Below are 12,372 nucleotides of genomic sequence, written 5' to 3'. Positions count from 1 at the left end.
AAAAATACGGCGTCGATCGAAGCGCTCTACGGTGTTCGCGTTCAGTTTTCGTCGTCGCCGTCGTCCGGCGACGGGCGGACGAGGTTGGCGAGCGAGACGAGGATGCCGAAGAGCCAGCCGGAGGTGACGGCGAAGCCGAACCACATGCCGGCGTAGGCGGCGCCCTCGAGTTCGAAGTTGTCGCGGAAGTAGTCGCTGATCCCACCGACGTAGAGGACGTTGTTGAGGAGCCAGGCGGCGAAGTCGTAGCTGGGTTCGAGGACGTAGGGCTCGAGCGACGGCGTCACCAGTGCGGCGGCGACCGGCGGGAGGAAGATCGCCGTCATCGCGAACGGGTAGGCGATCAGCACCGACAGCCAGCGGCCGCCGTACTTCGAGGTCGTGGCGGCGATGGCCGTCGAGACGACGGCGACGGAACTCGCCGCCGCGATGGCGACGAACGGTTCCCACTCGAGCTGGAGGTACGCGAGCGCGCTCAAGAGCCCCCAGATGACGACGGCGACGAGGGTGATGCCGACGATACCCAGTCGGGTGACGGTCGAATCCAGTTTCGAGGCGTAGAATCGAGTGCCGAGTCCGACGACGGCCAGTGGATACAGACAGAGGAGTCCGAGTGCTCCGATGAGGTACCAGCTGTAGTAGCTGACTGCCTGCGGGAGGGTCTCTGGTTTCCACTTGCCCATCACCGAGTGACCGCGGCCGCGCTGTCGCGGAAAGATCACCTCCATCCACGCTCCGTGAAGCGTCGCGAGGTCGACCCGGATCGCACCGATGACGCCGGTACGGTTTCGGGCCTGCGTGCGGGTTGCCATATCCAGTCCCTGCGACCGGTGGACCGTAAACTTTCCTGTGTATTCTTCGGCGTTGATCACTCAGAAACGCCTGAAAATCGCTCGCTCGAGATTACTCATGCGGCTTTTACCGAGAATCTGTCTACCGGGTGTGATGCAGCCGTCAGTGCTGGTTCCAGGGACCGAAACCTGGATCGACTTCGCGCTCACCGCGATCGAGTTCGTCGATGCGAGCGACCTCGTCCGCCGAGAGCGACAGGTCGAGCGACGCCCAGTTGTCGGCGATGTGGTCGCGCCCGGTCGCTTTCGGGATCGCGGTCACGCCCGTCTCGCGGAGCCAGGCGAGGCTCACCTGTGCGGCCGACACGCCGTGGTCGTCGGCGATATTGGTGAGTTCGTCCTCGTCGAAGACGTGTCCGCGGGCGAGCGGCGAGTAGGCGACGACGTTGATGTCGAGTTCGTCGCAGGTGTCGAGCACCTCCTGTTGTTGGAGGAACGGGTGCATCTCGTACTGGTGGGCGAAGATGGGCGCGTCGAGCAATTCGGCTGCCTCCTCTAGCTGGTGGGGAAGGAAGTTACTGACGCCGACGTGTCGTGTCACGCCGTCGTCGACGAGTTCGTCGAACGCGGCCAGCGTCGCCTCGGGGTCGTACTCGCGGGCTGGCCAGTGAATGTACAGCAGGTCGACGGTATCGACGCCGAGATCGTCGAGACTTTCGCGAGCCGTCCGTTTCACGTCTTCTGGAGCCAGGTTGTCGATCCAGACCTTCGTCGCGAGGAAGATCTCGTCCCGATCGACGTTGGCTCGCTCGATGCCGTCACCGACGGCCGACTCGTTGCCGTAGGCCTGGGCCGTGTCGATGTGGCGGTAGCCCATGTTGAGCGCCGTTTCGACGCTGGTTGCACACTCGTCAGGGTCCGTGTTCTCCCAGGTACCGAGTCCGAGGCGGGGCATTCCGTCTGTCGTCGGACAGTCCGTCGGCTCGATGTCAGTTGGGTCGGTTGTCATACACGCCCCTTTGGACGCGATGACCGTAATGGGTTCCCCTTCCGGCGAGCGACTCGTGTACCGAAACCGATCGACTCAGTTACAGGCCGGTGGATGGGAACGTCGTAGGGCTGGGCAACGCGCGGCCCGCTTCGAGCGATGACTTCGAAACCCACAAGCGACGGCCGGTCGAACGACCGACAAATGGAGCCGTTCGAGCGGTACCGGCCGATCATCGACGACTTCGAGGCGTTCCTCGCGGCGTGTGAGCGACCGCTCGGCAGCGCTGTCAGGGTCAACACGATCAAGGCGACACCCGAGCAGGCGATGGCGGCGCTCGATGTCGAATCCGTGGGCTACGAGCAAGCCGACTGGGACCCGCGCGTACTCCGTCTCGAGACCGATTCACCTGGTTCGACGTGGGCGTCGTTCCACGGGTTCACGCACGGCCAGGAGGAGGTGTCCGTGATCCCGCCGCTCGTTCTGGACCCGGAGCCGGGCGAGCGCGTCTGGGACGCCTGTGCCGCGCCCGGGAGCAAGGCGACACAGCTCGCCGCGCTGATCGACGACCGCGGAACCGTCGTGGCCAACGACAACAACCTCGGACGCCTCTCTGCGCTCCGATTCAACGCCGAGCGCCTCGGTGCGACGTCGCTCGCGGTCACGAACGACGATGCGCGGAACTACTCCCTGCAGCCGTTCGACTTCGACGAGTTCGACCGGGCCCTCGTCGACGTTCCCTGCTCCTGTGAGGGGACGATTCGGAAGAACCCGGACGCGTTAGACGAGTGGTCGATGGGCCACGTCCGCTCGATCGCCGGGATCCAGACCGGCATCCTCCGGCGGGCCGTGCAGGCGACCCGCACCGGCGGGACGGTCGTGTACTCGACGTGCACCTTCGCCCCCGAGGAGAACGAGGCGGTCGTCGACCGCGTGCTCGCACGCGAAGACTGTGAGGTCGTTCCGTTCGACCTCGCGCTCGAGCACGACTCCGGTCTCACCGAGTGGGACGAGGAGACCTACGATCCGTCGCTCGCCGAGGCGGCCCGGATCTACCCCCACCAGAACGACACCGGCGGCTTCTTCGTCGCGAAACTGGAGGTGACCGGCTGATGGCGGACGACGAGGAAACGGCCGAAATGCCCGACGATGACGGGGACGAGGAGACGGCCAGTTCGACGAACGCCGACGGCGAACTCGCCACCAACGAGGGGGAGCGATTCGATCGCTTGCCAGCGACGCCCGCCGAACGGACCGTGGCGGGGCGGGTCTCCCGACGGGAGGTGCTCGAGTACTACGACGAGCGGTTCGGTATTCCACCCGAGACCTTCGCGGACTACACCTTCTGGGAGAAGGGAGCCGGCAAGATCTGGGTCTACGCGGGGGAGGCTCCATCACCGACGGCCGTCGAGTCCCTCGGCATGCTGTGTCTCCGAACCCGCCAGGAACACTGGAAGCCGACGACGGATTTCGTCCAGCGATTCGGCCAGCACGCGACCGAGTGCGTGATCGATCTCGATCCGGACGAAGCCGCCCGGTTCGTCGCGGGCGAGGACCAGGAACTCGACTGGGACGGCGACTGGGGGTACCTGATTGCCGCTCACGAGATGGCGGGCGAGCGGGAGCCACTCGGGATCGGACTCTACGTCTACGACGAACTCCGCTCGCTGATTCCGAAGGGTCGCCGGCGCGACCTGTAGTGGGTCGCTGTGGCGCCGTCGATCACTAGTTTTGTCGTCGTTCACACGGCTTGCCGTCGACACACCGAGTCTCTACAGGCCGGCGCCGAGGAGGACGCGGACGACAACGCCGACGACGAGGGAGTACGTGACGTTGACGAGCGTGCCCGCGAGGTAGAACAGGCTGTTGTTCTTCATGTCGTCGCTGCGGACGATGCTCTTGGCGGCGAAGACGATGGCGAGCGCGGCGTAGGCACCCGCGAGGACGAAGGTGAGCAGGAGGACGTTCTCCGTCTTGCCGACGATGGTGCCGATGTCGCGGTCGGTATCGGTGACGGACGTGGCGTAGCCATCGTCGGCCCAGGCGAGCGCGTTCGTCACGACCCAGCCGCTGGTCCCGAGGAGCAGCGCGTAGCCGCCCAGAGCGAAGACGATCGACTCGTCGAACGGGGCGACGTCGATGCCGACCGCTTGCAGCGCCATCACGCCGAACGCACCTCCTCGTCGCGGCTATCGGCCGCGCCGGCCGGCCACCCGGCCGACAGCGTCTCGCGGAGTCGTCCCTCGATCGTCTCGATCAGTGGCCAGGAGGCACTCTGGAGGGTGTTCGAGACGGCCTGCTGGCTGATGCCCAGCTCGTCGGCGACGGCTCGCTGGGTCGGCGCCCGCTCGTAGCGGGTCACGACCTCGCGCTGGCGATCGGTCCAGGACTCGCGCAGTGAGAGGAGGAGGTTGACCTCGTCGGCGACTGCGGTGTCGAGCGGGTGGGTGTCGGTGTCGAGCCCGAAGCGAAGCCCGTCGCGTTCGACGGCTTCCAGCAGCTCCGTCGCCCGGTGAAACGCCTCGCCGTCCATGTGTGCGACTGCATCGGTCTCGCCGACCGAGATCTCGCCGCTGGCGACGGCGAGCCTGATCGCGTGCGGGTACAGGACGTTCTGGAGCGTGATGGCGACGTCGTAGAGCGAGTCGAGCGAGGACAGTACCGCTCCCAGTTCGTCGATGCCCTTCAGAACCGACGGCCCGGCGACGAACGACGATTCGTACCGCGCCGCCACCGTCTCGCGCGCCTCGGTAAACGTCTCTCGAAACCCGTCTCGATCGGCGATCTCCCGGGAATCGACCACGTCGCCGAGGACGACGTATCGATCGACTCCACCGTCGGTTCGGTCCGTCATTCGTCGATGCCGACGAACCCACAATAGAAAAAAGTTGTCTTCAGGAATACAATTATTTTGGGTTGTATAGTGGCTGTCGCGGTTTCTCGCGTGGGACGGTGAGTACGAGTGGTTGTCGTCGTAATAGCGGTGATGGTGGTAGTGGTGGTGATTGTAGTGTGGGAGAGGTGGTGGTGATTGTGGTGTGGTGGGGTGACGGTGGTGATGGTAGTAATGGTAGTGATGGTGGTGGTGGTGGTGGTGGTGGTGGCGGTAGAGTCCCGACCGGTCCGGCATGGAAAACAATCTATTGGCATAGTATACTGTAATACAGGCTATCCTGGTTGTTGTATCCGGTTCCTACTGACGGAGCCTGTCGTCCATCTTCGTGACCGCTCACCCCGTCGGTGGATCGACCGAGTAATGACCGGCTACGGTCGGGTACCACTGTCACCCGTCCGAACCGGTCGCCGGAACTGATGGTCTCCCGAACGTGGCAGTTTGCTAGTATTAATGACTGTGAGTGGTGTTGTCTAGCCATCGATGACCCGGGTTTCGATGGAGTCGGTCAGCAAGTACTTCGACGGCGGCGAGACCGTCGCGAACTATCGGCTGAATCTCGAGATCGAAGACGGTGAGTTCGTCGTGTTTCTCGGCCCGTCGGGCTGTGGCAAGACGACGGCGCTGCGGCTGATCGCTGGACTCGAAACGCCCTCCGAGGGGGCGATCTACTTCGACGACGAGCGGGTCGACGGCTGGTCGCCGAGTGCGCGCAACGTCGCGATGGTGTTCCAGAACTACGCGCTGTATCCGCACATGAGCGTCTGGGAGAACATCGAGTACCCCCTGAAGGTCCGCGGGTTCGAACCGGACGAGCGCGACCGGCGGATCGAGGACGTCGTTTCGCTCCTCCACATCGAGGAGCAGGTGAACAAGCCGCCGTCCGATCTGAGCGGGGGCCAGCGCCAGCGCGTCTCGCTGGCGCGCGCGATCGTTCGCGAACCGTCTGTCTTCCTGCTCGACGAACCGCTCTCGAACTTAGACGCGAAGCTGCGCCAGGAGATGCGCATCGAGCTGAAACGATTGCAGGACGAACTCGACGTCACGACGATCTACGTCACTCACAACCAGGAGGAAGCGATGAGCATGGCCGACCGGGTCGTCGTGATGAATCGGGGGACGATCCGGCAGATCGCTCCCCCGGGCGAACTCTACGACCGGCCACGGACCGCCTGGGTCGCACGCTTCATCGGCTCCCCGCCGATGAACCTCCTGGAGGGCGTTCGAACGGACGGTGCGATCGACTTCGGAGACGCTGGCACCGTCCACGTGGACGCGATCGACGCCGACAGATCGGCGGCCGTCGCCGATAGCGAGTCGAGCCCCACTCCCGAGCCACAGGCGACAGAGGCCTCGGGCGCCGTCGTCGCCGGCGGCGGAGAGCCGGGGACCGGGACGGGATCGAGCGGTGACGCGACGGAGGAGATGGAAGTAGTACCGGCGGCCAAATCGACCAGTGGCGGGGCGAACGCCGTCTTGCTGGGCGTCCGTCCCGAGGACTTCTCCCTCTCGACAGATCCGCCACCGAGTGGAAATGCCATCGTCGGGGAGGTCGACACGATCGAACCGCTCGGCGAGTACACGCTCGTCAACGTCGCGGCGAACGACCAGCTGGTCAACGTGAAGGTCGCTGATACCCGGCTACAGCGGGACGACCGGGTCTCCCTCACGTTCGAAGACAGCGACGCCTACCTGTACGACGCGAACGGGGAGCTGGTGGCCTGACTCAGGATTATGGACCTTCGATCCCACCTCGACGCCGTCGGACTCGACCGGCTGTGGCCGCTCTCGACGAGCGGGGACGGAGATGCCACAGCCGGCAACGGGACGAGCGAGGACGAAGATGCCACAGCCGGCAACGGGACGAGCGAGGACGAAAATGGCGCAGCCGCCAACGAAACGAACGACCCAGCCCAGACGGACGGCGGCTCGACCGTCCACTCCGATCCCGGCCCACCGAGCGCGTCGGGCGGCGGGTTCTCACGCCGGGTAAGCCGGCGACTGGGGATCGATCACGAGAAGGCGACCGCACTGGCCATCTTTCTCTTGCCCGGCATGACGCTGTTCGCGATCTTCTCGATCGGGCCGATCGCGTATTCGGCGGTCGGGAGTTTCTTCTCGTGGGACGCGTTCACCATCGGTGAGTTCGTCGCGTTCGAAAACTGGATCGCGACGTTTCGGGACCCGCTGATCATCAACTGGGAGAACCTGCGTGAGTTCCGATTCCCGATGGGTGCCCTGCCGCAGAACCTCCTCTGGGTCGTGATTCACGTCCCGCTGAGCACGTTGTTGGGACTGGGCCTGGCGCTGCTGTTTGCCGATCTCAGGGGTCGGCGCATCCTCCGCTCGATGGTCTTTCTCGGCTTCACGACGCCCACGATCATCATCGGACTCATCATGCTGTTCATCTACGATCCGCAGGCCGGGATCTTCAACGAACTGCTGCGCGTGATCGGCCTCGAAGCCCAGGTCAGAAACTGGACGCAATCGCCACAGGTCGCGATCTACGCCCTGATCGTCGGTGGTGTCTGGGTCCAGACCGGATTCTCGATGTTGCTGTACAGTTCGGCGCTGGCCGCGGTCGACCCGTCGCTCATCGAGTCGGCGAAGATCGATGGGGCGGGCCGAATCAGGCGATTCCGCGACGTCATCTGGCCCCAGGTCAGACCCGTCACCGCCGTGGTCGTGATCATGGGCATCATCTGGGTGCTCCGGATGTTCGACATCGTCTACGCGGCTGGCGGCTCCGCGGGCGGCCCGAACCACGTCTACTCCGTCCTCGGGATCGAGGTGTACCGCGCGGCGTTCGAACCGCCGATACAGTACGGCAACGCGATGGTCGTAGCACTGGTCGAGTTGCTCATCGTCGCACCCCTGGCGCTGTACATCGCCCGTATGAGGTAACAGATGACCGAAGACGACACCACCGACGACAGCATCGAGGATCCCACCGACGACGGCATCGACGAACCCTCCGCCTCCGGCACGAGCGACGAGACCGACGGCGGCGATGGCACCGAACCGGAGCCGGTCGCCCATCCAGACGGCGGTGCGTCGACTCCGGCCGGTGCCCGTGAACAGTACATTCCGGCCGCGGATATTCCCGATAGCAGACCCGCGCGCGACCGCGACTGGGCCGTCTGGCTTCGCGACCATGCGCCGTCGCTCCGGCGCACGCTGACCTACGCCGTCGCGATCGGGGTGGCGATCCTGTGGATCGTCCCGTTCATCGGCCTGTTCATGGCCTCGCTCCGCCCGCTCTCCGAGATCATCGGCGGCTGGTGGCAGCTGGAGGGGATGACGCTCACGCTCGAGAATTACCAACGCGCGTGGGAGTACCAGACGGCGCCGCTCGGCCGGGCGCTGATCAACACGATGATCGTGACGCTCCCGTCCGTGCTGGTCGTGATGCTCCTCGGTGCGATGGCCGCGTATCCGTTCGCCCGGTTCGAGTTCCCGCTGAAGACGGTGATCTTCTTCGCGATCTTGCTGGTGATGGCCGCGCCGCCCGAACTGGTGGCGATGGGCAACTACAACACGCTCCGGAACACCGGGATGTTCGACACCTATATGGGGCTCATTCTGGTCCACATCGGCTGGGGACTGGGCTGGGTCGTCCTCTTCTTGCGGAACTACCTGCTCGGCATCCCGGAGGAGTTGGAGGAGGCCGCCCGCATCGACGGCGCCTCGCGCTTCCAGATCTTTCGGACGATCATCCTGCCCCTGTCGGTCCCGGCGCTTGTCTCCGTCGCCGTCATCCAGTTCACCTGGGTCTGGAACGCCTTCTTCTTCCCGCTCGTCTTCATGCGCTCACCCGATCTCTACCTCGCTCCCCAGGTACTCCCGCTGATGCGTGGCCGACTGCAGGTGGACTGGGGCCTCGTCGCCGCTGGCTCCATTATGACGATGGTCGTCCCGATCGTCCTGTTCCTCCTGCTCGAACGGTACTACACGCGCGGAATGGTGGCAGCGGTCGTCGACTGAGGCCAATCAGAGATCGTCGACGGTGACCAGCTCGACGTCGTCGACTGAGACAACCCGCGATCGTCACTGGGACAGCCCGCGGTCGTCGACTGCGACTAACACACTGTCGGTTCCTCGGATGGCGGTCGATTCGTCGACCCGAACGGCCCCGGCGCTAAGCCAATCCTGACCACTCGCTCAAAACGGCACGTAGCCCGTTACCGTCGCGACCGCAGCGACGACGATGGTGAAGAGGTTCGCGACGAGAAACGCCATCGACGAGCGCCAGGCGAACAGCAGAAACGTCACGAGGGGGATCGCTGCGATCGCCGCCGGCCAGGCTCCCTGCAGCGCGAGAATCGTCAGGAATCCCGTCGTGAACAGGAAGAGGACGTCGATGACGAGTGCGTTCGCGTTCCGGCGTCGGAGTTCTTCGACCGTAATTGCGAGTGTCGACGAGCGTGACTGCCGTTCGCCGTCGGCGGCAGCGTCGCTCATCCGCCATCGCCGCCCGCGCTCTCCTGCTGGACCTCGGCGAGCGACTCGGCCATCGACGAGACGTCCTGGTTGGGATCGGCCCAGAGGCCGGTGAGCTGTGACCAGAACTCGGACTGGAAGGGGTCGCCGAGCGTGTCGTCGAGATCGGGGACGAGATCGACCTCCTCTGCCTGCTGGGCGAGTGTCTGCATGACTTCCAGGCTATACGCGTCCGTCGGGACATCCGTACTCGAGGCGATGAAGCCGCCCTGCTCGGCCCAGATCTGCTGGGCGTCGGGGCTGACGAACGCTTCGACGGCACTCGTCGCCTGATCGGCGTCGTCGACGTACGACGGGACGGTGAACCAGTTCTCCGCCGCGACCATCGACTCCGTCCCGGGCAGCCTGAACACGCCCAGATCCGAGGGCTCCTGGATGGCGTCGAAGCCGGTCGTGAACGATCCCTGGAAGTACAGCGGGATCTGGTTCTCCCAGAGGTACTCGAACTGAATCCCGAAGTCGCGCACCTCGCTGAAGTAGCCGTCCGCGATCAGCTCCTGGATCTCTTCTATGGCGGTGACGACGCGATCGTCGGTCATCGACGCCTCACCAGCGATGAGATCGCGCTGGAGCTGTGCGCCGTCTTCCTGGCGCTGGATGAACGCCTCGGTGACGTCCGAGAGTGGCCAGCCGGTGCCGTTGCCCGACGCTAGCGGTGCGTCGACGCCGTCGATTCCCTGGATCTCGTCGAGCAGACTCATGAACTCGTCGTAGTCGCCCGGCTCTTCGAGGTCATTGTCGTCGAAGAACGACTGGCGATACCAGAACCCGGGCTTGAGGTCCATTTTGAAGGGTGCGCCGTACTGGTCGCCGTCGACGGTCACCTGTTGGGAGTCCGGGGCGAAGTTTCCGCCCTCCCAGACGCTGGTCACCGGCTCCAGGTGCCCCGATTGAGCGTCGGACTGCACTCGCGCCGGTGATGGCATCACGACGATGTCGGCCGTCGCGACCCCGGCTTCGTAGTCCATCAGCGTCCCGGTGAGGATCGCTTCCGTGTCGCGCGGGTCGTAGGCGATGTCGATATCCAGTTCGTCCTGGACGTGGTCGACGACTTCGAGGAAACTCTCTTCTTCGCCACCGGTCCAGACGCCGGTTACGGTCAGATCACTGTCGCTGCCGCCGCTCGGGCCGCCCTGACACCCAGCCAGGCCGACGATGCCGGCGCCGGTCGCGGCGAGGACCGTTCGTCGGTCGAAACGGTGTCGTGTCGCGTCCATGTGTAGCCCTGCCACCGAGGACGGGGATATCAGTATCTCATGGTCTCGTGACTACTTCTGACTGACATTGTGACAGTCGTCCGTTCGGTGGCGTCGGCTCCCGAACGGCGCCGCGGCCGCCGCCACGCCTGACGGGCCCGTACCTCAATCCTTTTATTTCCCGTCTTCCTTTGCCCCGACATGAGCGAAGACGAGGGCACGGAACCGACGGCCCGCGGGATCCGGCCGGACGACGAGCCCCCGGGGGACGAGTCGGCCCCGCCCGCCGCGTCCGAATCGGGGGGCACGGACGACGGATCGAGCGACGAACCGACCGATACCGACGCAGCCGACCGCGCTGACGATACGGTCACCGCGGCGGATCCGAACGAACCAGCGGGTGAGCCCGCTCACGACCTCGAAACGGACGAAGCGACAGACGAGTCGATGGGTGATCGATCGAGGCAGGGTCCGGAAACCGCTGCGGAACTGCAGGCGCTCCTGGACGACGTCGCCCAGTACGACGAAGCCCTCTCGCAGGAGGTCGCGAGCGTCGTCGACACCGCACGCGAGGTCAACGAGACCGTCGAACACCAGCGCACGGAACTCGCCGACCTCCGCGGGCGAAACGACGAACAGGCGGAGACGATCGACGGTCTCCACGACGAACTCGGCGATAGCGCAGCGCGGATCGAGACGCTCGAAGCGGAACTGGCCGAGCGCGACGATCGCATCGAGGAACTCGAAACCGAGCTCGCGGAGACGACCGACCGCGTCGACGAACTGGAAGAGGCGCTGAAACGCAAGCAGGCCGACTTCCAGAACTACAAGAAACGAGCCAAAAAGCGCCAGGAACAGCTCAAGACGAGGGCGACGGAGGATCTCGTCGGCCGACTCGTCGGCGTTCGGGACAATCTCAAGCGCGCACTCGACGAGGAGAGCGACGACGCCGGCTCCCTGCGCGAGGGCGTCGACATGACGCTGCGAGAGTTCGACCGCGTCCTGGCCGACGAGAACGTCGAGGAGATCGACCCAGAACCGGGAAGCGATGTCGATCCCCAACGCCACGAGGTGATGGTCCAGATCGACAGCGACCAGCCCGAAGGGACGATCGCGGAGGTCTTCACGCCCGGCTACGAGATGGGCGAGAAGGTCATCCAGTCAGCGCAGGTCACGGTCAGTAACGGTGCGCTCGCCGACGACGTGGACGCCGAAGCCGACGGGGAAGGCAGATCGGAGACTGACGCGGAACCGGATTCGGCTGAGGACGAACCAAGCGAGGCGGGCGACCAATCGATCGATGCGCCAGACGACGAAGCCGAAGCGACGGGTTCCCACGACCAGGCTGGGGTGTCGAACGCCGAGGACGCCGACGCTGACGGTGCTGACACTGGCGACGCTACGACGCAGGACGCCGAGCAGTCCGACGACGCTGCCGAAGCGGCGAGCGAATCGGACGCTGACGACGCTGACACGGGTAGCGAGGCGTCCACTGCCGCGGGTGAGGACGCGATCGAACTCGGCGGCGAAGTCGATTCGAGCGACGATGCCGGTGCTCCCGACGAGGGCGACGGCGACACTGACGACGAGACGATCGAACTCGGCGGTGACGTTGCGGACGGAGACGAATCCTCGACCGACGACGCGGCGTAACTGTACGCCGGAGCGGCGCACCGGCCTGTCTGGGAGACGCCCTTCCTTTCTCGGTCGCAGCACTCTCGGCGAGCGGGTACAGGTGGAGTGGTTCTTGCGTGTAGTCGCTGTCAGGTTGACTGTCAGCTCTCATAGTCCTTTTACAGCCCGGTCTGCCCGCCCGCCGGTGAGAAGTCTCTGCGTGGCACACAATCGCCCTTCACTGAGAGATCCTCGAGTGTCCGATGGCTGTCGTGCTGCCTTCTCGACTCGTTACAATCGGCCAGCCTGAGTGTGCTTCTGCCCGCCAGCGCCCCTTCATTCTATAATACCAAGTAAACTTGGTCTCGTCCACCAACATTTAAACCAAAG

Annotated in this window: 12 protein-coding genes; 6 read left to right on the top strand and 6 right to left on the bottom strand. The window is 64.9% G+C overall.

Features of this window, described 5'->3' with window-relative positions; genetic code table 11:
- Window positions 1–41: 41 nt before the first annotated feature.
- A complete protein-coding gene (locus HALRU_RS08875; protein ID WP_015301058.1) occupies window positions 42–812 on the bottom strand; it encodes a hypothetical protein in 771 nt (256 codons plus the stop codon).
- 142 nt (window positions 813–954) lie between these two features.
- The gene (locus HALRU_RS08870) at window positions 955–1,800 is read right to left on the bottom strand and encodes an aldo/keto reductase (protein WP_015301057.1); all 846 of its coding nucleotides are present in this window, start codon (window positions 1,798–1,800) and stop codon (window positions 955–957) included.
- Window positions 1,801–1,983: 183 nt separating this feature from the next.
- Here HALRU_RS08870 and HALRU_RS08865 point away from each other — a divergent pair, with 183 nt between their 5' ends.
- Complete coding sequence (locus HALRU_RS08865) at window positions 1,984–2,892, top strand: RsmB/NOP family class I SAM-dependent RNA methyltransferase (RefSeq protein WP_015301056.1); 909 nt, start codon at window positions 1,984–1,986, stop codon at window positions 2,890–2,892.
- A complete protein-coding gene (locus tag HALRU_RS08860; RefSeq protein WP_015301055.1) occupies window positions 2,892–3,479 on the top strand; it encodes a DUF7122 family protein in 588 nt (195 codons plus the stop codon). The genes HALRU_RS08865 and HALRU_RS08860 overlap by 1 nt, the downstream gene beginning before the upstream one ends.
- Window positions 3,480–3,551: 72 nt before the next feature.
- On the opposite strand, the gene HALRU_RS08855 is transcribed toward HALRU_RS08860, so the two are convergent.
- Window positions 3,552–3,941, bottom strand: a complete 390-nt coding sequence (locus HALRU_RS08855; RefSeq protein WP_015301054.1) for a hypothetical protein — start codon at window positions 3,939–3,941, stop codon at window positions 3,552–3,554.
- A complete protein-coding gene (locus tag HALRU_RS08850) occupies window positions 3,941–4,633 on the bottom strand; it encodes a SatD family protein (RefSeq protein WP_015301053.1) in 693 nt (230 codons plus the stop codon). Before HALRU_RS08850 ends, HALRU_RS08855 begins: the two co-directional genes overlap by 1 nt.
- Window positions 4,634–5,155: 522 nt before the next feature.
- On the opposite strand from HALRU_RS08850, the gene HALRU_RS08845 reads away from it, so the two are divergent.
- The 3 genes from HALRU_RS08845 to HALRU_RS08835 are packed head-to-tail and all read left to right on the top strand — an operon-like array spanning window position 5,156 to window position 8,656.
- On the top strand, window positions 5,156–6,397 hold the full coding sequence (locus tag HALRU_RS08845) for an ABC transporter ATP-binding protein (protein ID WP_015301052.1): 1,242 nt from the start codon (window positions 5,156–5,158) through the stop codon (window positions 6,395–6,397).
- A 9-nt stretch (window positions 6,398–6,406) separates the two neighbouring features.
- Window positions 6,407–7,576: a carbohydrate ABC transporter permease gene (locus HALRU_RS08840; RefSeq protein WP_015301051.1), complete on the top strand. Its 1,170-nt coding sequence runs from the start codon at window positions 6,407–6,409 to the stop codon at window positions 7,574–7,576.
- A gap of 3 nt (window positions 7,577–7,579) precedes the next feature.
- The gene (locus HALRU_RS08835) at window positions 7,580–8,656 is read left to right on the top strand and encodes a carbohydrate ABC transporter permease (RefSeq protein WP_015301050.1); all 1,077 of its coding nucleotides are present in this window, start codon (window positions 7,580–7,582) and stop codon (window positions 8,654–8,656) included.
- Between the two features lie 177 nt (window positions 8,657–8,833).
- Here HALRU_RS08835 and HALRU_RS08830 read toward each other — a convergent pair whose 3' ends face one another.
- The gene (locus HALRU_RS08830; RefSeq protein ID WP_015301049.1) at window positions 8,834–9,133 is read right to left on the bottom strand and encodes a hypothetical protein; all 300 of its coding nucleotides are present in this window, start codon (window positions 9,131–9,133) and stop codon (window positions 8,834–8,836) included.
- Window positions 9,130–10,389 (bottom strand): ABC transporter substrate-binding protein, encoded by a 1,260-nt coding sequence (locus HALRU_RS08825; RefSeq protein ID WP_015301048.1) that lies wholly within the window; start codon window positions 10,387–10,389, stop codon window positions 9,130–9,132. The genes HALRU_RS08830 and HALRU_RS08825 overlap by 4 nt, the downstream gene beginning before the upstream one ends.
- Before the next feature lie 180 nt (window positions 10,390–10,569).
- Between HALRU_RS08825 and grpE the strand changes: the two genes are divergently transcribed.
- The gene (gene grpE / locus HALRU_RS08820) at window positions 10,570–12,021 is read left to right on the top strand and encodes a nucleotide exchange factor GrpE (protein ID WP_015301047.1); all 1,452 of its coding nucleotides are present in this window, start codon (window positions 10,570–10,572) and stop codon (window positions 12,019–12,021) included.
- Window positions 12,022–12,372: the final 351 nt, after the last annotated feature.

Source organism: Halovivax ruber XH-70 (assembly GCF_000328525.1).
Taxonomy (GTDB): Archaea; Halobacteriota; Halobacteria; order Halobacteriales; family Natrialbaceae; genus Halovivax; species Halovivax ruber.
Note: the sequence above shows the minus strand (reverse complement) of the source record. Positions and strands in the feature narration are given on the sequence as shown.

Coding starts and splice junctions, on each gene's coding strand:
- HALRU_RS08840 (WP_015301051.1), top strand. CDS start 6,407: ATGGACCTTCGATCCCACCTCGACGCCGTCGGACTCGACCGGCTGTGG.
- HALRU_RS08860 (WP_015301055.1), top strand. CDS start 2,892: ATGGCGGACGACGAGGAAACGGCCGAAATGCCCGACGATGACGGGGAC.
- HALRU_RS08835 (WP_015301050.1), top strand. CDS start 7,580: ATGACCGAAGACGACACCACCGACGACAGCATCGAGGATCCCACCGAC.
- HALRU_RS08870 (WP_015301057.1), bottom strand. CDS start 1,800: ATGACAACCGACCCAACTGACATCGAGCCGACGGACTGTCCGACGACA.
- HALRU_RS08865 (WP_015301056.1), top strand. CDS start 1,984: ATGGAGCCGTTCGAGCGGTACCGGCCGATCATCGACGACTTCGAGGCG.
- HALRU_RS08830 (WP_015301049.1), bottom strand. CDS start 9,133: ATGAGCGACGCTGCCGCCGACGGCGAACGGCAGTCACGCTCGTCGACA.
- HALRU_RS08875 (WP_015301058.1), bottom strand. CDS start 812: ATGGCAACCCGCACGCAGGCCCGAAACCGTACCGGCGTCATCGGTGCG.
- HALRU_RS08845 (WP_015301052.1), top strand. CDS start 5,156: ATGACCCGGGTTTCGATGGAGTCGGTCAGCAAGTACTTCGACGGCGGC.
- HALRU_RS08855 (WP_015301054.1), bottom strand. CDS start 3,941: ATGGCGCTGCAAGCGGTCGGCATCGACGTCGCCCCGTTCGACGAGTCG.
- grpE (WP_015301047.1), top strand. CDS start 10,570: ATGAGCGAAGACGAGGGCACGGAACCGACGGCCCGCGGGATCCGGCCG.
- HALRU_RS08850 (WP_015301053.1), bottom strand. CDS start 4,633: ATGACGGACCGAACCGACGGTGGAGTCGATCGATACGTCGTCCTCGGC.
- HALRU_RS08825 (WP_015301048.1), bottom strand. CDS start 10,389: ATGGACGCGACACGACACCGTTTCGACCGACGAACGGTCCTCGCCGCG.